The organism is Cupriavidus sp. SW-Y-13, assembly GCF_009793345.1.
GTDB lineage: Bacteria > Pseudomonadota > Gammaproteobacteria > Burkholderiales > Burkholderiaceae > Cupriavidus.
Genome location: NZ_WHLX01000005.1, coordinates 84,407 through 108,148 on the forward strand (window position 1 = coordinate 84,407; position 23,742 = coordinate 108,148).

Annotated in this window: 23 protein-coding genes; 13 read left to right on the forward strand and 10 right to left on the reverse strand. The window is 60.3% G+C overall.

Features of this window, described 5'->3' with window-relative positions; genetic code table 11:
- Positions 1 to 10: 10 nt before the first annotated feature.
- Genes GA566_RS32030 through GA566_RS32075 form a run of 10 tightly spaced genes read right to left on the reverse strand, consistent with a single transcriptional unit; the run spans position 11 to position 9,926 of the window.
- Positions 11 to 1,354, reverse strand: coding sequence for a type 4b pilus protein PilO2 (locus tag GA566_RS32030; protein ID WP_137927665.1), 1,344 nt, complete (start codon positions 1,352 to 1,354; stop codon positions 11 to 13).
- A complete protein-coding gene (locus GA566_RS32035; RefSeq protein WP_137927664.1) occupies positions 1,351 to 2,139 on the reverse strand; it encodes a hypothetical protein in 789 nt (262 codons plus the stop codon). Before GA566_RS32035 ends, GA566_RS32030 begins: the two co-directional genes overlap by 4 nt.
- A gap of 1 nt (position 2,140) precedes the next feature.
- Entirely contained in the window at positions 2,141 to 3,946 is a 1,806-nt protein-coding gene (locus GA566_RS32040) for a protein PilN (protein WP_137927663.1), read from the reverse strand.
- Between the two features lie 8 nt (positions 3,947 to 3,954).
- The gene (locus GA566_RS32045) at positions 3,955 to 4,554 is read right to left on the reverse strand and encodes a toxin co-regulated pilus biosynthesis Q family protein (RefSeq protein ID WP_137927662.1); all 600 of its coding nucleotides are present in this window, start codon (positions 4,552 to 4,554) and stop codon (positions 3,955 to 3,957) included.
- 28 nt (positions 4,555 to 4,582) lie between these two features.
- Positions 4,583 to 5,017 carry a lytic transglycosylase domain-containing protein gene (locus GA566_RS32050; protein ID WP_237380994.1) on the reverse strand — a complete coding sequence of 145 codons (435 nt, stop codon included), beginning with the start codon at positions 5,015 to 5,017 and terminating at the stop codon, positions 4,583 to 4,585.
- Positions 5,014 to 6,264, reverse strand: a complete 1,251-nt coding sequence (locus GA566_RS32055) for a pilus assembly protein PilL (RefSeq protein WP_137927661.1) — start codon at positions 6,262 to 6,264, stop codon at positions 5,014 to 5,016. Before GA566_RS32055 ends, GA566_RS32050 begins: the two co-directional genes overlap by 4 nt.
- Positions 6,261 to 7,058, reverse strand: coding sequence for a transglycosylase SLT domain-containing protein (locus tag GA566_RS32060; protein WP_160475176.1), 798 nt, complete (start codon positions 7,056 to 7,058; stop codon positions 6,261 to 6,263). The genes GA566_RS32055 and GA566_RS32060 overlap by 4 nt, the downstream gene beginning before the upstream one ends.
- Entirely contained in the window at positions 7,051 to 8,295 is a 1,245-nt protein-coding gene (locus tag GA566_RS32065) for a TrbI/VirB10 family protein (protein WP_137927719.1), read from the reverse strand. Before GA566_RS32065 ends, GA566_RS32060 begins: the two co-directional genes overlap by 8 nt.
- Positions 8,295 to 9,203 (reverse strand): TrbG/VirB9 family P-type conjugative transfer protein, encoded by a 909-nt coding sequence (locus GA566_RS32070; RefSeq protein ID WP_137927720.1) that lies wholly within the window; start codon positions 9,201 to 9,203, stop codon positions 8,295 to 8,297. Before GA566_RS32070 ends, GA566_RS32065 begins: the two co-directional genes overlap by 1 nt.
- A gap of 15 nt (positions 9,204 to 9,218) precedes the next feature.
- On the reverse strand, positions 9,219 to 9,926 hold the full coding sequence (locus tag GA566_RS32075; protein WP_137927721.1) for a type IV secretion system protein: 708 nt from the start codon (positions 9,924 to 9,926) through the stop codon (positions 9,219 to 9,221).
- 333 nt (positions 9,927 to 10,259) lie between these two features.
- Between GA566_RS32075 and GA566_RS32080 the strand changes: the two genes are divergently transcribed.
- The 13 genes from GA566_RS32080 to GA566_RS32140 all read left to right on the forward strand — a co-directional run bounded on the left by GA566_RS32080 (position 10,260) and on the right by GA566_RS32140 (position 23,669).
- Positions 10,260 to 11,309: a CpaF family protein gene (locus GA566_RS32080; protein WP_137927722.1), complete on the forward strand. Its 1,050-nt coding sequence runs from the start codon at positions 10,260 to 10,262 to the stop codon at positions 11,307 to 11,309.
- Positions 11,310 to 11,329: 20 nt separating this feature from the next.
- The gene (locus GA566_RS32085; RefSeq protein WP_008645667.1) at positions 11,330 to 11,677 is read left to right on the forward strand and encodes a TrbC/VirB2 family protein; all 348 of its coding nucleotides are present in this window, start codon (positions 11,330 to 11,332) and stop codon (positions 11,675 to 11,677) included.
- A 1-nt stretch (position 11,678) separates the two neighbouring features.
- Complete coding sequence (locus GA566_RS32090; protein ID WP_008645668.1) at positions 11,679 to 12,008, forward strand: conjugal transfer protein; 330 nt, start codon at positions 11,679 to 11,681, stop codon at positions 12,006 to 12,008.
- Positions 12,002 to 14,458, forward strand: coding sequence for a VirB4 family type IV secretion system protein (locus tag GA566_RS32095; protein ID WP_137927723.1), 2,457 nt, complete (start codon positions 12,002 to 12,004; stop codon positions 14,456 to 14,458). The genes GA566_RS32090 and GA566_RS32095 overlap by 7 nt, the downstream gene beginning before the upstream one ends.
- Before the next feature lie 18 nt (positions 14,459 to 14,476).
- The gene (locus GA566_RS32100; protein WP_137927724.1) at positions 14,477 to 15,235 is read left to right on the forward strand and encodes a conjugal transfer protein TrbJ; all 759 of its coding nucleotides are present in this window, start codon (positions 14,477 to 14,479) and stop codon (positions 15,233 to 15,235) included.
- Positions 15,236 to 15,249: 14 nt separating this feature from the next.
- Positions 15,250 to 16,287, forward strand: coding sequence for a type IV secretion system protein (locus GA566_RS32105; protein ID WP_137927725.1), 1,038 nt, complete (start codon positions 15,250 to 15,252; stop codon positions 16,285 to 16,287).
- Positions 16,284 to 17,504: a TraI domain-containing protein gene (locus tag GA566_RS32110; RefSeq protein ID WP_137927726.1), complete on the forward strand. Its 1,221-nt coding sequence runs from the start codon at positions 16,284 to 16,286 to the stop codon at positions 17,502 to 17,504. The genes GA566_RS32105 and GA566_RS32110 overlap by 4 nt, the downstream gene beginning before the upstream one ends.
- The gene (gene traD, locus GA566_RS32115) at positions 17,504 to 19,369 is read left to right on the forward strand and encodes a conjugative transfer system coupling protein TraD (RefSeq protein WP_137927727.1); all 1,866 of its coding nucleotides are present in this window, start codon (positions 17,504 to 17,506) and stop codon (positions 19,367 to 19,369) included. Before GA566_RS32110 ends, traD begins: the two co-directional genes overlap by 1 nt.
- A 6-nt stretch (positions 19,370 to 19,375) precedes the next feature.
- Positions 19,376 to 19,882 (forward strand): hypothetical protein, encoded by a 507-nt coding sequence (locus GA566_RS32120; protein ID WP_137927728.1) that lies wholly within the window; start codon positions 19,376 to 19,378, stop codon positions 19,880 to 19,882.
- A 16-nt stretch (positions 19,883 to 19,898) separates the two neighbouring features.
- Complete coding sequence (locus GA566_RS32125) at positions 19,899 to 20,153, forward strand: hypothetical protein (RefSeq protein ID WP_237380996.1); 255 nt, start codon at positions 19,899 to 19,901, stop codon at positions 20,151 to 20,153.
- Between the two features lie 3 nt (positions 20,154 to 20,156).
- On the forward strand, positions 20,157 to 20,777 hold the full coding sequence (locus tag GA566_RS32130) for a DUF4400 domain-containing protein (RefSeq protein ID WP_137927730.1): 621 nt from the start codon (positions 20,157 to 20,159) through the stop codon (positions 20,775 to 20,777).
- Positions 20,778 to 20,821: 44 nt separating this feature from the next.
- Positions 20,822 to 21,661: an ATPase gene (locus tag GA566_RS32135; RefSeq protein WP_137927731.1), complete on the forward strand. Its 840-nt coding sequence runs from the start codon at positions 20,822 to 20,824 to the stop codon at positions 21,659 to 21,661.
- A 280-nt stretch (positions 21,662 to 21,941) separates the two neighbouring features.
- Complete coding sequence (locus tag GA566_RS32140) at positions 21,942 to 23,669, forward strand: ATP-dependent helicase (RefSeq protein ID WP_137927732.1); 1,728 nt, start codon at positions 21,942 to 21,944, stop codon at positions 23,667 to 23,669.
- The last annotated feature ends 73 nt before the right edge of the window (positions 23,670 to 23,742 follow it).

Here is a 23,742-nt window from a genome sequence, read left to right on the forward strand (position 1 = left end):
GGGGTGTCCTTTAATCGCGGGCGTAGGCATCGCCCTTGACCGTCAACATGAATTTGGATTGCTTGAGATCGGGCGCGGCGTCAAGGTTCACGGACAGCTCAATGAAGGTGACCGTCACCGGTGTCGGGAACGCTTTGAACTCCGTCGCGTTACGCAGCGGGCCGGACAGTTCCCAATTACCCACTTTTACGGGGTGCTCGATAGAGGCAGGCCCCTGCGGTGGCACGAATCCGAAGTGGCCGAACTCGCCCAGCTCAGCCTTGCCCGCCACGGGCCGGAGAACTTGCAATTGCGATCCGAAGTCCGCACGCAGCGACATGGAAGCCGGCAGGCGGCCGACCACATCGCCCAGGCGCCGGGCCTCGCCCATCCGGACGCGAGCGGATACATCCACGGCGGCGTCACCCTTCTGGAAATGCGGATTCGCTGCCCAGTCCGGGATCGCCTCCAAGAACGTCCGATTCGTGGCACCACGGGTGGTGTCTTTGATGACGTAGGTCGCAACGCAATCCGACTCGGGGGTTACGACCTGCTCGCATTTGACCGTCGATAGCGTCCAGCCGCCCACAGACAACGGCGCCACCGCGGAGAACCAGTGCGTGAATGCCGGCAGTGCACTCGCTGCCGGTGCGACAGGTGCAGCGCTGCGCGAAACTAGATCCTCGGCATACAGTTCCGCAGGCGTCTTCTGAGGCGGCGGCGGATGCAGACGGCGCTGGTAAGCCTCATATTCGGCCTTGCCGTAGTGCCACCCGACAAAGCCGACGGCAGCAAGCGCCGTCACGATCAGCAACTGCTTGCGCTGCGTGGTCGCCCGCGGCTTCTTCAGAACCGCCGCCGGACCGGCCACCTCTACCAGCTTTGCCAAATCAAACTCGACGTGCGAGACGCGGCGGTCCTGCGGGAGCAACGCCAGCAGTTCCGGCGAATTCCCAACCAACTTGAACTCGCCCTCGAACTTCGTCGGGAAATCGGCCACGAGCGCAGACAGCGTGCGCTCTTCGGTCACGACCTGATCAAAACCTACGCGCGGCCTGCCTTTGACGATGCCGCATACAAAGTAGATCGGCGCGGCGCCGGCGTGATCGAACCTGAAAACGAACAGCGCGTTGGGGACCAGTTCCGGCACGCGCGAGAGCGCGGCCGCTGCCGAATACAGCTTGTCCTTGATCTTGGCCTGCGCATCGGCTCCGCTGAGATAGCCCATGTGCAGCGCCTGGTCCTCGTGCCAGATGCGCGCGGCACGGACTTCCTTCGCAATGTTGGCAGCCAGTGTCGTCGGCGTGCCGCTCCCCGTCAGGGTGCGCCACTGCATGCCGAACACCAGCTTCTTGCCGTGGATATCCAGAATCATTGCGCAACCCCATCAAGAAGCCCGCCGTTTGTAGCCCCGAAGCGGTACCGCTTGCGGAGGAACGCGCGGAACTCAGCCCCATCGCGTACCGGTACGGACTCATTGCCCCGCATGCGATGCAACGACAGATCCCCTGTCGACGGTAGATCCAGACGGTTGCGCAGCGCATGTTGCCACTCGGCGCGGAACTCGTTACGGAATCCAAATTGCCGATAGGCGAACAGCGCGCCCATCATCGCCACAAGCAAAGTCGCTCTCAAGAACAGTGCGAGGAGATCGGAAAGCCGCTCGGGCGCCACCTGTGCCGCGAGGAGGATCGACTTGATGCCGGTGACTGTACCGGTGCCGTCCAGCAGCAATGCGCCGACGGCAGTCCAGAACATCATCAGCGGCACATATCGAGCCAGCCAGCGGCAGACGTTGACCGCCAGCACGCCGGCGTTGCACAGCTGACGAAGATACGTCGACAAGGAGAATGCCGCGCGATGACGGATGGCAGCGTACTCATTCTCCGGCACGGCGCCCAGGTCAATGCCGTCGATACGCACATGCAAGAAGCCGACGTCCTCCGAGTCGATACGATGCTCCAAATGCAATCCGTAGGCAGATAGCGTTGCTTGATACGCCAACGTCAGCAGGCACGTGGCCAGTGCACAACCAATCATTTCCGCCGGTCGCTGCATCGCGAGCATAGCGATGCCGGGTAGCCACATCAGCACGGCGACCCAGTAATGATCGCGGTAAAGCCGGGCGATATCGGCCCAAAGTGTTTGGATGCGCGCCATGTCAGCTGCCGTGTTGAACAGAGGGCTCGCCCTGGTCCTGCACCATGACGGTCGCCAGCACGAGGGTGAAGGTCCGGGTCTTCGACGCAGTCATCGAGCCCCCGAGAATCATCGGCAGTGACTCGCCGAGCGTGCGGCGCGTCAACTGCGTGTCATCCTGCTCGAACGCGGTCATGACGACCGTCTGGCCGTTGCGTACGATCAAATCCTGCTTGGGGATTCCCTTCGCCACGAGGTTGATGTTCTGGATCGACTGCTGGTTATCGCCCGTGCCCGAAGTGAACTTCTCCAGCGGCCCATCCTGCTTCGACTGGTCGAAGGCGATCTGCAGGTTCACGTCGTCGCGCGTGGTGGCATCGGCATAGACCTGCAGCTTGAAACCCACCGTGGCCGTCGACGTGCTGATACCCGGAATGCCACCCGTGCCGCCAGCGGTCGTTGTCGCCGGCGTGGTGCTTGAGACGTAGGAGAAAGTGCGCCGGTTGTTGTACTGGAAGGCGTGGCGGTTACGCATCGACACGGGAATCGTCACCGATGACGTCACGGTGCCGTACTGCTTGAGCGCGCTCATGATGGCGTTGGTGCCCGCGAACTGGCCCGAGTTCATCGTCAGGCCAAAGCTGCCGGCCGTGCTCGACACCAGCGTCGACGGCGATAGCGCCGACAGCGTGAAGCCCGGCACGTTCTCCAGCGCCTTGGTCAGCACGGCGTTCCAGTCCACGCCAGCCTCGCCGTTGTCGGCAACGGACAGGTCGATCATTTGGAACTTGAGCGTCACCATGCGCGAGTAGATGGCGATCTGGCGACGGATGATGTCGTCGGCCGCCTCCACCGCTTCGCGCGTGTCACGCATCGTGAGCAGGCCGGTACCGCGGTTCAGGTCCAGATCCCCCACCATCGTGCGCACTGGGTTCAAGCTCTTGCGGACTTCCTCCAGATCATCGAGTTCCTTCAGCTCGGCCTTGGCCGCAGCGTCAATCTGCGACGAGTTCGAGCTACCGCTGTTGCCCGTGCCGCCGGACCCCTGAGACGTTTGCTTGAACTCCGTCGTAAACGAATTGGTGCCCGGCTGAATCGGCAGTTGCCAGGTCTTTGTCACCAGCCGGTAGAACCGAATGACGCCCTTCGAAGGCAGGAATTCCCAGTTGATGCCCAGACGCGTGGCCACCAGATCCAGCATGGTCGCGAGCGGCATTTTTTCGCTGTTCTTGAACTCAACGTTCAAGGCGTTCTCGACCAGCGGTGTGGTCTGGATGCCGGCAGATCCCCCAGCGGCAGTTAGCGTAGAGGGCAGCGGGCCGCCTAGCGACGGTGCGGGACCGAGAGCGCCCGCCGGCGTCGGCGTACCACTGACCGGCGTACCCCGCAAAGCCTGCTGCGCCTGTGGGCCCAGCGAGCGAGGCATCAGAACGTTCGAAGGCAGGTACACGTCCGAGTCGATCTTGACCGGGATACCGGTTGCCATCGTGATGCGCTGGCCGACCACCGCAAGCGGCATCGTCTTCTCGGGGAACATCACCCACGTGTCGACGTTGTTGCGCAGTGCCAGCGGCAGCGTGACGTTCCGCGCGACGGCCACGCGCTTTCCCACCAGGAACGGGCGGTCAACGTCCTGCTCCGCTTCCACAGCGGCGCGGTCTTGCCGGATACGGGCGTAGAGATCCTGGGTGGTTTGCGTGGCTTGCGCGCGTGTGTCGTCGGTCGTCTGCCGAACATCCTTCAGCAACGTCGGCGAGACGCAACCGGCCAGCATCGATGTAACGAGCGCGGCACCAGTGGCGGGACGGAGAATGCGGTTCAGCTTCATTGTTCGCCTCACTTGGACGGATTGCACTTCGTGGTCTTCTTCACCACGCGCACATAGTTGTTGGAATAGAAGCAAGGCTTCAGGCTGTAGTCGGTCATCTCCGTGGACGAGAGGACGCGACGAAGGGCTGTTTTGAAATCTGCGGTGAACGCATCGTTGCCACCGATCTCCACGTCCTGGTCCAGTTCCCAAGGCGCAGCCGTCCAGCCAGTCTCCCGGGCCCACTTCTCGACCAGCAGCCTATAGTTGCCGTCGGCGGTAGAGACAGTCCAGTCGCGCGGGCCGGAACCGGTCGGCAGTGCTGCACCCGCAGCGGCCACCGGCGTCACTACCGTCGCGGGGATCGATTGGGCAATCGGCGTCGAGGTGTCGCTTGCCTTGGCAATGAGTGCCGGAGCCTCGCCTACCTTCGGCTGCGCGTTGCCACGACCGTCCGACAGCAGCTGCCAGCCGCCACCGGCCAAAGGCTTGCTCGGCTCAAAGTTGCCCGATGCGGACGCCCCAAAAGGCGAGGTACCGGGTACGGCTGCGTGAGCGCAGACGGCGATAGCGGCGGCGCCGCTCAGCAGAACCCGGCACATCCGGGACATCGATCGAGGCTGGTACATGGCTGATTTCCGTTATGAATTCGTTGGCTTATTTGCTGGTGGACTGGAGCTTCTGATAGACACGGTTGGCGTACCGGAGCCGCTTGTCTGGAGCGCCGGCGTTGTAGCAACCGACCGCCGTCCACGTTTCCCCGTATCGGCTCAGGCAATCCGCGAGAATCCACGTCCCCACGTACGCGTTCGTACAGGGGTCGAACAGGCTCTGCCGCGTAATGCCAAACTTCGCCAGGCGCGGCAGGTGCGCCGAGTTGATCTGCATCAGGCCGATGTCCTCGCTGCCGTTCGTGTTGGTGTTGGTCACCCACGAGCGCATACCGGATTCGACCTGCGCAATCCCGCGTGCAAGCGTCGGGCTTACGCGGTGGAATGCTGCGGCTTCGTCCAGGCAGTCGGCGTGCGCACCGCCGGCCACCGTCAGCCCGGCAACGACACACAACAGGAGGTAATGGCGCTTCACACTCATTGAAGGGCGGCTCGCTCGTAGAACCGGACTTCTGGCAGACGGTCCACCCGGACGACATTCCCGTCCGCGATCACAGTAAGGTGATCGGACACTCCGTTGAACTTGAAGTACCGGTCCTTTTGCTCGCCGCCGCCCTGGTGGTTGTCGCCGAATACGGAGATGCTGGCCGAGGACTTGGCAAAGCTCAGATAAGTGGCACCGTCCTTCTCAAACACGCGCTCCAGGCCCGCATCGTTCTCGCGGGGGAACAGGAAATTGATGCCCGGCACACGTGCGACTTCGACGCGCTTCGCTCCACTGCTCGCCGTAAAGCTGTCGACCGTCGGGAAGGACAGCACCTTTTCGGCGTCATCCCATCGCGTACGGAGCTTGTCACCCGCGCCATCGCGCACTTCCAGATCTTTCGGCTCGGTCTCGAAGCGGACTTCGATGCGACCGTTCTTGGCGTCGCGGATTGCCAACGCGTTGAATGCCGAGGCCAGTGTCGGACCTTCAGGGAGCGGAGTGCCTGCCGCGGGTGCGCTCGCGGCCGGGACCGGCGTCGGGACTGCCGGCGTGGTTCCAGACGTGGCCGAGGCCCGGAGCATTCCGCCGGTCGCGGTCTCCACGGCGAACGCCTTGGGCGGCGTGGCACGCAGTGCAACGTTCCGGCGGCCGAAATCCACCTCTGCGTACAGGTTGCGCTGCTCAAGCACCTGCGCCAGCGCCTGCAGCCAGTTCTCCCCGGCCCGGGCATCCAGTGAGACATCGTCCGTCAGCGGAATGTCTTTCTGCGCCGTGCCGCTCCAGCCGTTCGGCGCGATGGACTTGACCATCTGCGCCAGCGGCAAGGAGGACCGGCCGGCGCGCACCAGCGCGATATCCGAGTAGCTGCCAATCAGAGCCAGGCGGCCCGAGATCGCGGCGAGGCTGCGCGGCATGTCGCCACCGGGGTTGGCTGGCTCGGACGTGAAGCCATTCGCCCGTTTCCAACGTGCTACAACAGGCTGTCCGTTCACTGAATAGCGGACCACTTCCGGCACACCTTCGATGACCCAATAGGGACCGTTCTGGATCGCGCCATCGGCCTGCACCGATTGCCCGAAGCGCGGCTGGATGTACGTGGACAGTCCGTCGTTGAACACCATCGCAGGCCGGTCGGACGCGCGGGCCACAACCTGGTAGTCGAAGTCGAGCGGGTCGGTATCGGCCGCGATGGCCGGCGCTGCCAACAGCGCCAGTGCAGAGAAAATCAGCGGCCTGATCATTGGAAGCTCGCAACGTGTTTCATGAAACGTGAGAAGTAAGGCCCGCCACGCTCCGGGTTGGCGCTGTGGTACCAGGCCACGGCCTTCATGGGGGAGCCGCTGCGCTGGAGGTTCTCCGCAAGGATGTCCTCAGCCACGCGGATGTTTGTCGCCGGCGCCAGTGCTTCCCACGGGGAGGCAAAACGCTTGCCGTGGTAGCACCAGTTGACCTGCATGAGGCCCACGTCAAAGTCGCAGCGGTCGCTCGCCAGCAAACGGTTGATCGCCGAATAGGCTTCTTCCCTCGACGAGAAGAACATGCCCCGCCCCGCAACGTTTAGCGTCCACGGCCAAGGGCGGCCGCGATACGACGACTCGTTCATGGCAATGCCAGCGGTAATCTTGGGGTCCACGCGGCTGCCCATCTGGGCGAACGGCTCGGTCTTTGGCGCGCATGCCCAGCCGCCGCGGCGCTCCGCCAGCGCTTCTTGAGCGGCGTCATCCAGATGTGGCGGGCGCAACCACCCTTCCCGAGCGAACAGACGAGCAAGCGGCACCGTCTTTCCCGCCAACGTGACGGTCGGGCCTTGGTCCCCACCCGCCTCGATCTGCACGCCAAGCAGCCGCGCCGACCAGGCAAGGAATGTGTCCAGCCCGCAGTACAAGACGGGCTTGCCTTCGAGGGTGTGCACGCGCGCCTGACCATCGGCATTCACGACAATGGCGTTGGGGCTGATGACGGCATCGATCGTTGCCCCACTGGCAACAAAGGACGCGGAAGCGCAAAGCAAGAACGCCGCGAGCCGCTTAGTCACGATAAGGCTCCAGCACGATGTCATGCTTGACCTGCACCATCATCTTCTGGCCGGGCTCGGTCGTGATGGTCGGGCGAATGTTCTGGTTGCGATTCAGGATCGTTTGGGCCGTCTGCGTCGCTACCTGCCCTGCCGCGTTGCCGTATGCCACCAGTCCGGCCGGCCCGACCGTTGTGGTGGTCGGGTTGTCGTTGAAGCGCAACGACAGCGCGCCGATGATGAGCGCGCCGCTAAAGATCTTCAGGAAGTGGTTGTTGACGTCACCCGTATTGCCGGCGGTGCCGTCCGGATCTGCGCCCTGCATGCCCATCAGCGGCACAGTCTTGCCATTGGGCAGTTGCATGCGCACGAAGGCCGTGAGGATGCGTTCCTGGCCAACTGCGATGTCAGCGCTGTACATGCCGACCAGCGTGCTGCCGGCAGGGATGATCTTGCAGGTGCCCTTCACCGTGTCGTAGACGTCCTGCGACACGGTTGCACGGAATTCGCCCGGCTTGTCCGAGTTCAGACCGCCCGCAAAATTTGCAGGAATGTTGAAGCCCCGGCTCAGGGTGCAACGGGGGAGCTTGCCGTCGAAACCTGTACGCAGTGTGGTCATGCTGCCGGCGTCGCGCAAGAATTGGCGATCGGCAGACGCCGGTTGAGCCACCGCGCCCTCAGGATTCTGAGCCGCCGCATTCGCCGCCGCTGCCTTCGCCGCCACAGCCTGCTGGATCGCGCGCATCTGCGCGGGATCGGTGATGTCCGCTAGCGCCGCCGTTGGCTTTGCCTGATTGACTTGGGACTTCCGCGTCCCGCTCTTGAAGACCGGCGCAGTGAAGAGGTCATCTTGCGCATTCTTCTTGGCATCCGGCGATGCGGGCGTGCTCTTGGCCGCACTGGTCAGATCGCCAGCGGTCATGACAGGCGCTTTCGTGTCCGGCGCAATCGCCTCTTTGCGCTGCTTGTCGGCTTCCTCGCGCGCCTTGTCCGCCTGTGCGCGAATCGTGGCCTCCAGACTCTGGCCCGTGTCCGCGCTGCCCGCGCGCTGGGCGATCTGGTCGGTGCGCTGCTGCTCGGCCTTGGCATCCTGCTGCTGGTCCGAAATCGTCTGGTAGTAGTAGCCCAGCGCGCCAACCATGACGGCGGCCACGCCACCCAAGGCGAGCACAACGTTTCGCGGGAGCTTCCCCTTGACAGTACGCTCCTGCGCTTCCGTCACGTCGGTGACGTTCTCGGACTTCTTGTTGCCGCGCATCAGAACAACCCCAGAATGCGGCGACGACGCTCGATCTTGACTTCATCGCTACCGGAACGCAGCACCACGGTGTCGGCCAGCCGTTGCACCACGAGATAGCGACCGCGCGTCACGGAGTTCACCACCACGTAGTCGCTGCCGTCCTTGATGAGCGGGACCGGCCAGTTCTGCAGGGCACCAGCCGGCAGGCGCAGCCAGAGCGCCTTGCCATCGTCAAAGGCCGTGTCCGGCTTGAACGCCGCGCCCCCAGAGATGCTGTAGTCGAAATTCAGCTGGTCGGGCGGTACGCCAACGGCATCCAGACTCCGGCCGCTGTCGGATTCGCCAGCCTTTCCGTCGTCGGCCTGCTCGGGCCGCGCGTCATTGCGCGCTTTCACCTTTGCAGAAATGGACGTAGGAATACGGAACCGGACCTTCTGGTAGAAAATGCCGCCGAGCGGCGAGGAAACCAGCGTGAATTCGTAGCTCCGCTTGTTGGTGTTCACCGACAAGGTGTTGACCAGGCCGGCAGCTTGCGGCTTCACGTACAGGTGATTGGCACCGTCGGTATCGTAGTCCCACCTGACGTTCTCACCCCAAGCCGGATCACCAATGATCTGCTCATCGTCCGGGAACTCGATGGTTGTCACCTTGAGCGGCGCGCTCAGGACACGGAAGATCTGGTCGCGGCTGTAGGTGAACACAACCAGCCGCGAGTCGCCCGGCAGCGCGACCGGATCCACGCCGCCGTTGAACGGGTTGGTGGGATTCATCGCATCACTGAGGTCACCGATACCAAGACCTGCCATCCCGGCTCCTGGGCGACGGGGCATCTTTTCGGCAGCGTGGCCATCCGGAACAGACAGCACCAGCGCGATACAGCAGGCGATGGCGACAGGGAGGAATCGGGAAGAAGTACGGGCGTCCATGAGCGTGTGCGCGGATCAGGCCGCGGATTTCTGAATGCTGAAGAAAATGGGGTACACGCCAAACGGATTGGTGCCGAGCACGGCTTCCTTGTCCGCCGGCTTGGTCTGGTACCGGAAAGTAATCGTGTATCGCTGCTTGCGCGGCTTGAAGCCGTCTTCGGTGGTCGTAGTCACAAACTCGACGACCACGGTGCTGTCCGGCAGGCTCGCGATATTGGTGAACTTTGGCTCCCGCGTGAGCGTGGGCGACGACGTGACCTGACGGAACGGCTCATCCTCGTCCACCCACGCCTTGAACTGTTCCTTGGCCGAGCCCAGCATCTGCTCGCGCACGGAACGTAGGTTCGCTGCCATGCGAGACGTTTCAATTTGGGAGGTCAGGATCGGCTCGATGGTGAACCAACGTTGCACCAGGTCCTTGAGCGCGGCCTGCACCTGTCGCTCATCCGGGCGGAAGGCATCCAGTTCACGCGTGATCGGCTTACCAGTCACGTCCGACGACACACCGACCACTTTCACGACCGAAGGCGGTGGCTCACGCGTAAGGATCGCCGCCACTGCGATTACGCCCAACCCAACGGTGGCCAGCTTCCAATGATTCCGGTCCACGCTGATTCGCGTGGTACGGTCGAAGATGGCTTGCTCCGGACTTTCATCGCCATACATCCCCGGCGCAACGGTCAGGGGCTTGGCTTTGTCGGAAGATTTGCGAGTAAGGCGCATGCTGCGGCTATCCAATTTGATGCCGCCCATTGAATCAGCTAATGCCCGCCGACTATCACCAAAAAGCTATGTGATTTCACTCAGCTTTCTTAAATTCTGCGATATACCTGAAAAGTCGTATGCGCTGAGTCACCGGCGCAGCCAGATCGATGTCCCTAGAAAGACGATACAAAAAAGTGAGCTTTCTAGGATTTTGTGATGAGCGTGCTCAGACTTTTGATACCACGCCGGGACTGGCGCGGCGTGACCGAACATCAAATCCTGAGAAAGCTCGCCAAAATCCCATAGCTTTCGGCAGTCCATGCATAACGTACCCCGCCAACAATACGGGGCATGGAATCGCCGACCAACGACCACCCTCTTCTACAGCTCACGCAGCTGGCCGAAAGCGCCGTCTCGATGTTCTTCGAGTCGCTCGCGCCGCTGCACGACGTCATCCATGCGCCGGACGTTGCAGAAGTCATGATCAACCGCCACGACAGCATCTGGGTGGAACGCCGCGGCGTCCTCACAAAGCTGGACGTGGTACTTGAGCCATTCAAGGTCGAGGGCGCCGTCCGCTCACTCGCATCCTCCGTCGAAAAATCCGCAGTCCGCGGCACAGAGCAAGGCATCATCAATGCCGGCCACAAGGGCCTGCGGATCGCGGCGGTCATGCAACCGACTGCCATTGATGGTCACGCGCTGAGCATCCGTAGACACAGGGAAACGAACCTGTCCCTCGCGGACTACGCGCGAGCCGGCGCCTTTTCATTACGGAACGCCACAACCCAGGAGGAAGAGCCGATCTTTCTTGGCGGGGAGGAAGACGAAGCTCTTGCACGCGCCCTCGAACAACTGATGGTCCGCCGCAAGAACGTCATCGTCGCCGGTGGCACGTCCTCAGGGAAAACGACTTTCCTCAACGCCCTCGCGGGCAAGGTCCCGGCAGGCGATCGTGTTCTGACGATTGAGGACACGATGGAATTGAAGTTGACCGTACCTAACCAGGTCCGCTTGCTGTCCAACAAGGACAAGGGCGTCACCACGCAGCACCTCGTCGCCTTGGCGCTGCGCTTCCGCCCCGACCGCATCTTCGTTGGCGAAGTGCGGTTTGGCGAGGCGTTCGACATGCTGCAGGCACTCAACACCGGCCACGATGGCGGTATGGCCTCCCTTCACGCCAGCAGCGCACGCTCCGCTCTCTCCCGACTGGAGAGCATGGCTTTGCTCGGCATTCCACCCGGTTCCGGCTGGAAGCTCGACGACATGCGCAAGCTCATTGCCGATTGCATCCACTATGTGGTGCACATGAAACGAACCGGCGAAATGCGTCACGTCTCGGAAATCATTGAAATCAAAGGCTTTCGCGACAACGACTACGACCTCAAACGTGTCTTTTAACCAACGGAGTCTTCCTCGAAATGCAGCTCGCAATCCATCCGCGCGTACGCGCCACCGCCCGCAAGTACGCACCCTCCGCCATGCTGATGATCGGCATGATGGCCGTCGCCACATCGGCGGTGGCGGCTGACGATTCGTTCCTGGGCAATCTCGGCAACTTCATCTGCGGCCTGGCGACGTTCATCAACACCAAGTACCTGTTCGTGCTGGGGCTCATCGTGATCGTGCTTGGCGCGATCGCGTATGCCAACGCCGAATCCTCGCTCTCGAAGTTCATCTCTGGCGCTTGCGTGGGCATCGGTCTGGCCGCCGCTGCGCCGTCGATCCTCAAGACGCTGAATATTGTTGCGTCCTGCACGGGCTTCTGAAATGCGCAAACACCACGTGAGCATCGGCTTGTCCATGCCGCAACTGATTGCCGGCGCGGTGCGGACCTTGGCCATCGCCAACGGCACGATTACCGCACTGCTGATCTACGTCACCTACCGAAGCGGCTGGCAAATCCCTGTGACGTTTTTTGTCCTGGGATTGAGCGTTCATGCGCTACTGGCGTGGCTGACAAGCCGAGATCCGTGGTGGAACCAGATTCTGAACCTTTACAACCAGTACGGCGACCTCTACGAATCACTTCCGTGGCACGGCAAGTCGCATCCAGTTTTCCGCCGACCCTATGGCTTTGACAGCGACCTGCCATGCTGAAACTCAAGCGACGCCCGCTGGCTGAGATTGCCCCTTGGCTCACCTCGATCACACCTGAACTCATCCTGAACAAGGATGGCTCTCTGCTGGCCACCTACGAGTTCCGCGGCGTGGATGCAGACAGTGCCGACGCAAGCGATATCACCTCCGCACGTGAGCAGCTCGACCAGGCCTGCCGCTCGTTCGACAACCGCATTACCGCATGGTGGCGCCTCACGCACCGGCGCACCAAAGGTTACGTCGACGGCGAATTCAGCAATGGTACCGACGCCCGTCTCAACGCCCTGAATGAGGCGCACATGACGACCGGGCGCTATTTTCGGAATGCGCACTCACTGAGCATCGCCTATACGCCCGAAACCGGCGTAGCCAAGTTCTTTGAAAAAATCGGCTATCACATGACGGTCGGCGGCAAGAAAGTCTATGGCGCCATTGTCGAAGCTGCCAAGGACACCGTGCTGTCCCGCAGTGCCTTCGCTTTCGATATGGAGCAGATCCGCTCCGACACGCGCCGCTTCGAGGCCATGCTGGATGCCTTCACGGGCGGTGTTCCGCGCATCAAGCCAACCCGCCTCGCCATGCAGGAAAGCTACGAGGCGCTGCATCAGATTGCGAATCCCAGCGTGCCGAAGCGACGCATCCGGTTTCCCGTCACATTGCTTGACACCCATCTGAGCGAATCTGAAATCACCGTGGGCGCTGAGCGCCTGCTGTTCGAGTCCGCCCACGGCAAACGCTACGCAGCGATTGTGGCGGTAAAGGAGTGGATGAGCTTCCAGGAAGCCGCGCTCGACAGCCTTCTGCAGGTGGACGCGGAGCTGGATATTTGCATCATGTTCCGCTTTCTCGATACCGCGCGGGCCACGGCCTACATCGAGAAAGTGCGCCGCTTCTACAAGATGGCGGCTGTCAACCTCCGCTCGATGGTCAAGCAGTATGTGGCGAAGGAGGAAAACGAGAATGATGAGGGGCGCGAGGAGCTTGCCAAGGAAGCTGGCAAGGCCCTGAAACGCCTGACGGCCGAAGGCGTCCAGCACGGTTTCGCCAATATCTCCATCGTCATCTACGCAGATACGGAATCGGAACTGGAGGATTCAGTCAGCGAGGTGGTCGGCACGCTGACGAACGCCGGATTTGGCGCGATCCGCGAAAAGACCAACCTGATGCCGGCGTGGAACAGCACCCTCCCTGGGCGCTGGGACAAGCAACGGCGACTGCAGTTTGTCGAGACACCTGCTGTATCCGATATCGCACCGGTGCGCTCGGTGCTCGAAGGTCCAACCCGGAACGCCTGGCTATCGGAGAAGAGGGGTACCGAAGTGCCGCCGCTCACTTGCCTGCCGACACGCCACCGCACCCCTCAGCGCGTCGACATGCACCAGCCGGGTGGCAACGGCCACCTGTTCGTCATCGGCCCGATTGGCGCCGGGAAGTCCGTCTTCCTCAACTTCCTGGTGTCGCAAGCGGACCGACACGGTGCACGACGCATTCGCTTTGATAAGGATCGCTCCACGCGTATTCCGACATTGCTGAGCGGTGGGGCATTCATCGACGTAACTGGAAAATTCCAGGCTAGCACGCCGGTGAATCCGCTCTCACTGCTCTCCGATCCGGGTAGCTTTACCTATGTCGCCGAATGGCTGACGCTCGCCATTGAAGACGACAGCTTTTCGACCACACCGCAGCAAAAGCAGGACATCTTCGAAGCAGTGAAGCTGCTGGCGAGCTATGGCCCGGAACGATGGACCCTCAGCAACTTCGCCACGCAGGTCCACGGTGAACTGCGCGAGCGACTCCAGATTTGGCTTAGGGGCGGTCAATACGGTCACTTCTTCGATCACGTGGATGACGCCTTCGCCGTGAGCGACAACCTCTGCATCGAGTGCGGCGAGCTATTTCAGAAGTTCCCGCGCGCGGCTGCTCTCTTCACCGACTACGCGTTCTATCGGATCAGCCAGTCGATGGACGGCATCCGTTACACCGTCATCGAGGTGGAGGAATGCGGCTTCTTCTTCCAGAACGAACGGTTCTATAAGCGCTTCGAGGACTGGATTACCACTATCCGAAAGCTCAACGGCTCGATCTGGGCGGCGACCCAATCCTTGCGCCAGATCGCTCGCGTGGCGAATTTCGAAATCCTGAAGGAGAACATCGCTAACTGGATCTATCTGCCCAACAGCCAGGCCAAGACGACCCCTGAGCTCTATGGGGAGAAGTTCGGTCTGACCAACGACCAGATCCAGATGATCTCCGACGCGGTCCCCAACCGGGACTACCTCTGGATCACCAATACGCAGACCCGGATGCTTCAGACGGCATTCAACGACGAGATGGTCGCAATGCTGCGATCCGACGGCGTCGCCCAGTCTATTTGTGACAACCACCATGCGTCGGGCGAGCCCGATTGGCAGGAACGCTACGTCCGCGAAATGCTCGCGCGCGCGGCCTAACCCAGGGAGAAGAAGAAAGTGAAGAAGTGGATCGCCAACATCGCCGTCGCCGCATCGGTCTCGGTTGCATCAACCGCCCACGCCGCACTGCCTGTCACTGACTGGGTGGGCCTCGTCCAAACCACCATCTCGGCTCTGCAGTCAATCAAGTCCGAGGTGTACGAAAACACCAACATCGTCTACCAATACCAGATGATGGCCAACCAGTTGTTGCAGGCAACCGGCCTCGACCCCGAGGCCATTATGGATCAGTTCAACAGCATCAAAGACGAGATCGGCAAATACGAAGTGTACGGCACCACGCTAAAGGATCTTTATGGGACGGTGCAGGATAACGCCGACTACCTGAAGAAGATCCAAAGCATGGTCGTGTCGTCCGGGAAAACCAAGGAGCAATGGTTCGAAGACCAGCGTTCCCTGCTGACCAATGGCGACAAGACCGCCAAGGCGCTGTTCAGCCTTGGCGAACAGGTCTTCAAGAACACCCAGTCGGTTGCCAAACGTCGCGAGAAAATTCAATCGCAGATCAAGCTTTCGCCAACAGCACAAGCGACCGCCCAGACAACGAACCAGATGCTGGATGTGCTGGCCAGCCAGAACTCCGATTTACTCCAACTCATGAGCGTTCGCGCCCAGTCCGATGCCGACAAGGACCAGCAGAACGTTGCCAAGGAAGCGCAGAGCGCCGATGCCATGCGTGCCATTAACGCGGCGCAGGATGAAGAGCTGAAGCAGCTGCGCGCACGGGTGTACTCGCGCAAGTTGCAAGCCAATTGATAGAGGATTACCCGATGTGGTTCGCTCGCGTCATCGTGCTGCTCTTCTCGGTACTCGCGCTGCACTCCGGCGCAGTCTACGCCCAGGCCTCCGGGCCGGACACGGGAACCGAGGCCCAGCAACCAAACAAACCTTCAGTGGGTCTCGGGGCACAGAAAGGCACCATCGGAGAGTCAATCCAGAAGTGGCTCGAACAATTTACGTCGTTTAGGACGGGACTTATTGCCGGCGCGACAACCTTGAGCAAGACAGTGAAACCGGACGCGGACAAGATTGCGTTCGGTCTTGGCATCATCACGCTGACGTTGGCGGGCTTGCGGTTTGCCGCCACGTCGGACCCTGTATCCGCGTGGACTGACTTCTTCGAGACGATTCTACTGCTTGGCATATTTGCGTCGATCTACGCGGGCTATGACAAGTTCGGACCCGGCATTTACGACTACTTCCAGTCCCTTGCCACCAAAATCGCGGGCACAGACGCCACAACACCTGGCCTTACACTTGCCAGCGTCGGGGCAGGATTCATGGACTCGTACATTGAATCGATGTCGGCGGCCCAGGGCATCAGCGATGTGCTGAAGATCATCTTCGCCGGCATCCCTCTTGTCATAGCGTTTGTCTTCTGCGCTGCGGCTGCCTGCTTGTATGTCATCTTCATTTCGTTGGGTGAGGTCTCCGCGGCCATTGGCATCGTTATCGGCCCCATCGCCGTTGCATTAGGCTTGTCTGAGTACACCCGCCGCTACTTCACCTCCTGGCTCGACTTCATGATCGGCGCGTCCATGTACACAGTGGTTGCAACGATCATGGCGAAACTCGTCTCAAGTGCCCTCGTGTCGACGCTTTCGGAGCAGAAAGGTGTTGGTACAGCAACCTTGGCGGGAGCAGCATACGCGATGAGTGTCGCTATCTTCATGTTAATCGTGGCTTTGGAACTCCCCAAGATTGCCACTGGGATCTTCGGTTCAGGCGGTGGCGTCAGTGGCGGCGGCGCAATGCGGATCGGCCTGAAAGCAGCGGGTGGAATCGGCAAGTTTCTCAGCAAAAAATGAGTACACATATCCACCAACCGTTGCCTCCTGCGGCCCTCCTATCGGCGCAAGAAAGCCGTGTAGCGTTGATTCGGCAATACGCCAATGAGACAACGCCGGCGGAGTTCGACGACAAATGGTTGAGCATCCTTATCCGGTGCGCAGAGTGGTTTTCTAGCGTACCCCTTCGCCCAAATGAGCATGCGGAACCTGGGGGCGCCTTCCGTGCCACGATCGAGGCTGCATATTTCGCTATGCGATTGTCCGGCGCGCAGAAATTTGGGGCAAATCAGCCTTCGGAGCGCCGGAGACTGCTTGAACCCCAGTATCTTTATGCACTGTTCCTCGCAGCATGTTGCTCGCGGCTCGATGAGCCTTGTCGCCATTTCCAGTTTTACCGCGACAGCGACGGCGCTGAATGGATTCCTGCCGCTCATGGTGCGTTCTCAAACTGGGTCGGCACAGGTAGCTATCGTGTGTCGCGGCGGGAAATCGCTCTTCAGCCGGAACGAATGCGCACGGCACTCCTGGCGCGCGAGATCCTCGGCGCAGAACGCCTGAGCCGTTTTGACAGCGAGGTGCTGACCGACCTTTTTGGCGCCATCAATCCTGATCCGCGTCCTAGCGGTCTCGAATCTCTCTTGCACAAAGTGGCCCGTCAGGCCATTGAGACCCTGACAACCTTCGAGGTGAAAGCCCGTCAAGCCGAGTTTGCTCCGGACTCGACGCCGGCTCCGGCCGCGGAGCTGTTGGCGAAAGCGGACGGCGTTCCCGTTTCCGGCCCCTCTTGTACCGCAGTGGCCAGTCCGTCTTCTGTGCCAACTGGCGAAGTCAAGCAGCCGGGGGCGCCGACTGCTGCGCCGAGTATCGACAATAAATCGCCGTCTACACCAGAAGCGCAAGAGCCATCGTCGCGGAACGTCCTGCAGTTGGACGGCGCGCGCACGCTCCGAAAGGAAACGCTAGCGGACGACCCCTTCCAGGCGTTGGCGGGAACGTCCAATCTCATGCGTGAATTTTTCAAGGCGCTCTCGCAAGACGTGGCCACCGGCAAGACAAAGGTCACTCGCGTGGATGGGAAAGTGGCCGTTAGCAAGCGAATGCTCGGCAACTACGGACTGGCGTCTGACACGCTGGTTGAACACCTCCGCAAGGGCAAGCATCTCTACCGGGTTGACGCGCAGAGCATTCTGCTGGTCGACGAGGTGGGAAACCTCATCGCTCCGATTTCGTCGTGATGAATCCCTATACCAATCATTTCCGACCGATCTACGAGATCCGAGCCGCGCTCGGATGGAGCCTCGCCGCGGTGTTTGTCCTGTTCAGCGGCATCCCCCACGCTGGATACTTCGCGCTGCTCTGCCTGACGGTACTACTGTTCCGCTCGACTCAAGTCTGGCGCGCCCTGAAATTCCGTCTCGCTATTTCCACGAAGTGGCTGACGGTCGAAAGGATCGACTCGCTTCTCGCCCAGAGCCAAAAACTCCGTTCCAGGGACAAGGATGAGGATGCAATGTACCTCGGGACTGGCTACGAATGGACGCAGAAGCACTGCCAGCTCGCGCACGACATTCTGCGCATGCCTTCGACGGACATCCCTGGGCTACCTAAGTGGCTCCCCAAGCAGACTGTACGTGCCATCGAAAAGGCGTTCGCACCGGGGAGCAGCATCGCGGACCGCTCGCCCCAGGGCAAGCCTTGGATCGCTGGCCTGGAATCGACTAAGCACCCTATTCCATTTCACTACAAGGCAATGGGCGGTCATACGTCCATCAGCGGTACCACCGGAGCGGGGAAAACGCGCACGTTCGAGATCATCTCGACCCAGGTTATTCACAATCCCAACGACGTGTTGATTGTGATCGACCCGAAGAACGACCCCGAGTGGGTCGCTCGATGCCGGCGAGAATGCGAGCGTACGGGTCGGAAATTTCTGTATTGGAAACAGGCGGCGCCGTCACAATCCATTCGCCTCAATCCGTTGGAGAACTGGTCGCAGCCCTCGGAGATTCCGACGCGTATCGCGCAGCTCATGGAGGAAGGCCCCTTCCGGCAATTTGCGTTCCTATTTATCGACCGGTCTGTCAAGGGCGAACTCTATGTGGGCGACAAGCCCAATCTGCGCTCGATCCTTCAGTACGCACAAAACGGCATCAACAACCTGCTCGAGCGCGCGCTGCAGCGATTCTTCCCAGAAGCCGGTAAGCCAGACTGGGATGAAGAGGTTGCCGGCTATATGCAGCAGGTCGGACAAAAGGGCGGTGGCACGCGGCTAGATGCGATGGTACGGATGTACATCGAGCGCTTCGCAAACGTCGGCAACGGTCACGAATCCATCGACGGCCTCATCTCGACTTTCCAGCACGATCGGGACCATTACGGTCGAATCATCGCGTCCGCCCTGCCCCTTCTGCAGATGCTGGCCACCGGTGAGACTGGGCTGATGCTGGCGCCGAAGGCCGACGACTTCCATGACGACCGCGAGATCTGGGATATCGACAAGGTCATAAAGCAGAAGGCAGTCCTTTACGTCGGCGCGGATTCCCTATCTAACTCGATGGTGGCCCAGGCCGTCATGTCGATGCTGCTTGCCGACATTGCGTCGGTCGCAGGGGCGATCTACAACTTCTACGCCAAGCCTCCCGAGATTGTCATTCAGGTTGACGAGGCGGCTGAGGCCATCAACGAGCAGTTACTACAGCTTTTGAATAAGGGACGCGGTGCCGGCTTCAAGGCATTCATCGCCTATCAGACTCGCTCCGACTTCACTGCCAAGCTCGGAAACGTTGCAAAAATGAACCAGGTTCTGGGCAATTTGAACAATCAGATCGTCTTACGATTGGAAGACATCGACACCGCCCAGTGGTTTGCGGAGAAGGCTGGGACCACCGCGATTCGGAACCTTGTCGTCTCCAGTAGTACCAGCACCGGCACCGAAGCCCATGTTGGTGAGTTCACTGGCTCGGTATCTCGGTCGGCACAGCTCGAAAAGGTCCCGCTCATACCGCATGACCTTCTCATGCAATTGCCCAACCTCCAGTTTTTTCTGCGGATCTCCGGTGGCGCCGTCTACCAGGGCCGTATTCCAATTATTCAGGACTAACCATCCATGCGCAGCAGTCTGTTCCGACAAGTTGTCAAGGAAAACAAGCTTTCAACGAAGCTCGCCCCTATTTTCACGCTTTCGCCCGATCTCGATGACGTTTGTACTCGTGTGGTCGACTACATCGGCGTGAACTTCCGGGTCCGTGACGAACCCTTGGTCAAGGAAATGCTATTGGATGCCATCACCGCCTGGCGTGCTGCGCGCAAGCAAGGTGATCCGAATGTCGCATTCATGAAAGGGCTGTTCGGGCGCGCTCATGATCTCTATGAGAAGCGCTACGCCGCGTTCAAAGGGGAGAGGTACAACGTCTGGGATCCGTTCCAGGAATCCATCCCCTCGTTCGAGCAGCGCCAGCCTGATGGATATGTCTGCCAGGTCGTCGAAGAACGCGTACCGGGTCCGGTCACACAGCGATGCGCCGCTTTCCAACTGGCTGCTCGCGTGCTCACGGGCTATGCCTTCTCCCGCTACTTTGAGAGCTACGATGTCGCTGGCAACTTTGCACACTGACGCGAGGCACGCTGCCATGCTGTTCCGGCAGGCTCCGGCCCGAATAGCCGCCCGGGTCTGCGGGGTGGATACCACCCTGGCACTGGCCATGCATGAGTGGATCACTTCGACCGCACCGGACAAAGGGGAAAGACCGGTGGCGTTCGCTGAGGGCGCCGCCCCGGCGTGCTTCGCTCTCGTGCAGATCGCCGTCATCAAACCAGCGATGTTTTGGGCGGCAATCGTGGCTATCCCATCCTTTCCCGTCTTTCTAGCTCTGCGTTGGTTCTAAATCATGGCCGGCAATAGCAGATTCGCTTCTCATGTTCGCCTCTGGCTCATCGTCTCGCCATTGATGATCTGCACTTTGGCGCCCTTCATTCAGGACCAGTCGGCATTTGAGATCAGCGAGGCCGAACAAACGTCCGTTGAACGAGTGCTGGGTCAGAGAAAAGCCCAAAGCGCGGTTTTGCTCGCGAACGCACGATTTCACAGGTGGTTCATTGAAACCGGTGCCGTTAAGGCTTCATTCTCTGGTTCGGATACTTCGACGGCAGTATCCGACGGCGGTGCGTCGGATTTCGGCCGCGGTTGGATGAAGCATTTTTGGCTGACCATTTACAGAGCCTTGTACCGCGCCGGTGTGGCCTACCACTGGTTGTTCGGCGCACTCTTCCTACTGCTTGCCGTGTTCAACGATGGTTCTGTCACCCGGAAGATCCGCGCTGCCAGTGCGGGCTTTGCGAACCCTGTGTCGTTCCACGTTGCAGCGCACGGCCTGATGCTTTGCTTTGGGCTGGGTGCTTCCGCGCTGCTGCTCCCCTTTTCCTTGCTCGCCAACTGGTGGACCTATGTCGTCTGCCTGGTGGGCCTACTCTGCTGGCGCCTCGCAGCGTCATTCCACGTCGGAAAATAATCCGGCCGCTTGCTGACTACATGGGCCATGCCCAGGAGAAATTCATGACCACGACCGACCTCACCCCCAACGAAGACCTCCCAGTGGATCCGGCGGCGACCACGGCTTCCCCCCCGAATCCGAGCACGCTCGGTGCCTTGGACAGCAGCGGCGACGTCGAACGCGAACTCAACGAGATGGAGGCCTCCGCCGATGCACTGCGTAAGGAAGGCCTAATCTCCACGGCCGACCACGAGCAACGCAAAGCGGAAGTCGAGCGCACCCGGAAGCTTTTTCGTGAGCTACAGCCTGAACAGCGTCAGGCAATTATCCGCCGCCGTCGTGAGCTCGGCATGCAGATCCTGGATCGCGAGCTTGCCGGCGCTGCTGTTGTTCCCATCGCTCTGAAGTTGAACCATACGCGCTTGCGGCCCCTCTTCGAACAATGGTGGCCGTACATGAACCGCATGTCGCTGAATCTTCAGCGCTTCGGGCAAAGCACGTTCACTCGCACCGAGTTGTCCACGCTCGAAACCTACTTCGAGCGTGAGCTTTCCAAGCTTGAGGACTACGTCGACGAACAGCTGCAGGTTGCCAAGGCCTATCGTGAGCAGCGAGAGACCGAAATGCGCAGCAAGGAGGAGATCGTCTTTGTACCGACCATCCAGCGCCCTTCGCTCTCACTCGAGGTCCAGGCGTACTCGCGTTTCGCCGTGCGGGCGCTACAGGTACTCATCAAATTCGACCAGACTATGGATCAGTTCGACTTCATGGTGTGGAACGGAATTCGCGACCAGAGCGATGTCAATGATGAAGTAACCCGTTTCTTGCGAAAGTTCCAGCCACTCGGCCTGCGCAGCTACACGACGCATCTGAAGCTCATGACAACGGTTCGCGGCATCTAGTGCTTTCGTGCACAACTATGGTGGCACCAAGTCCGTCGCAATGCGATGTAGTGGGACTTGGTGCCACCAACTGCCAGATAGCTGATCGGCGTCACCCAGTTCGTTAGTCTGACGTTGTGCCAGCAAGTAGGACATGGTGGGACTATGTCCCTCCTAGTGCCAGTTTGTATGGCGGACCGAGGCTTGCTACTGGCAGTTGCTGGCACTTTCTCCTACTTGCAGGGACCAAGTCCGACCATGTCGGTCAATGGCCCTCCCAAGGCATTCGCCACACCGAGTTATGTCTCTCGCTGAAGTTCTCGAAAAGCTGAACGCGTCGCAGCGCGAAGTCGTGGAGTGCCGCGACCATTGCGTGGCCGTAGCTGTTCCTGGTGCTGGGAAAACGGCGACGATTGCCGCTAAGGCCGCATTGCTACTGAGCGACCCATCACTGACCGTAGGTGCGGTCACTTTTAGCAAGGATGCTGCAATCGAGCTTCGCGACCGGATACTCGCACTGGCGGGCCCAGCGGCAAAGAAGCGGCTGATCGCCGGCACCTTCCACTCGCTCGCATATAAGCAATTGGCGTCCGTGGCTGGAAAGCGACCGGATATTGCCTCTGATGGCGATCGTGCGGCATTGATTGTCCAGGTTCTCCAGGAGATGGGGCTTGAATGGAAGATCGAGGAAGCGGTTGCGGTCATCGAGCGTCTGAAGGCCGAGCTAGGCTCACCCACAGACGATAGCGTTGAAAGCCAGATATATGTGGCCTATCAAGCTGCACTGGAGCGGAATGGGCGTGTGGACTTTCAAGACTTGATGCGGCACGCGGTCAAGGGGATGCAATCCAGTGCTATCAAGCCGTACGCCGTCGACGTGCTATTGGTCGATGAGTACCAGGATTGCGATTCGCTTCAGGCACTTTGGACTGCAATCCACGCGCGATCTGGGTCCACGACCACACTGGTAGGGGACGACGATCAGTCTATCTTCGGCTTCAGGTCGGCCCTCGGAAAAAAAGGGATGGATGCCTTCGCTGGCGAGTTCAGCGCCCGCCAGATCGTACTTGGGGTCAACTACCGGTCGCACTCAGAAATCCTTAGTGTGGCCGACAACGTGATCCGCAACAACGAGGAACGGATCATCAAGGAACTCCGCTCCAACAAGGGCCAAGGTGGATCTGTCCAGTTCCAACGGTATGACGACGAGTACAAGGAAGGTGTCGCTGCGGTTGAGGCCATGTCGGCGGCCGTTCGCGCCGGGAAGAGCGCGGCCATCCTTGCTCGGACGAATCGTATTCTTGACCCTGTCGAAGCAGTTTGCCGTTCGCATGGTGTGAAGTACTACCGCGCTGCGGGACGATCGATCCTGGATCGTCCTGAGTCCGCACTGATGGGTAACTTGCTCCAACTTATTCAGCAAACAACGAGCAACGGCCTTGACGGAATCCTCGGCTACACCGGCATTGGGTCCACGGATTTGCACACGATCCATAAGAGGTTCGCTGCCGGAAAGGTTCCCGAAGGCGTCAAGAAGAAAGACTTGATCGAAGCAGGCCTCGGCGAGGACGCGGCAGAAAAATTCGTCGAACTGACCAAAAAGATGGCCGAATGGCGAGCGCTTTGTGAACGGGAGTTTCACGCCCTGGTGCTTGATGGCGTCCACGAATGGATGCTGAAAAAGGCGACATCGGATCAGGCCAAGCGCGCGATCAACACTACGTATGACGTGCTCAGCAGACTAAATGGGACGTTCTCCGACCGACTCGATTTTCTGCGTCGGAAGAACAACGAGCCTGGCGAAGACGCCATCGTCCTTACGACCTTCCATTCCAGCAAGGGGCTGGAGTGGGATCAAACGGCGCTGATTCGTCTCGAAGAGACGGTGATTCCGGACGAAGGCAGCACGGAAGCCGAAGAACGGCGGCTCTTTTATGTGGGTCTCACGCGCGCTCGAAGCTCCATGTTTCTTTCAACTGCCAAGAAGAATCCGACGTCGCGATTTGTCGTCGAATCCGGGCTTGCCTAGCGGCACGACTCTTGTAAGTGCTGCTTAAGACAGTCGCACAAATCTGCCGAAAACATGGGCCTGCCTCTCTCAG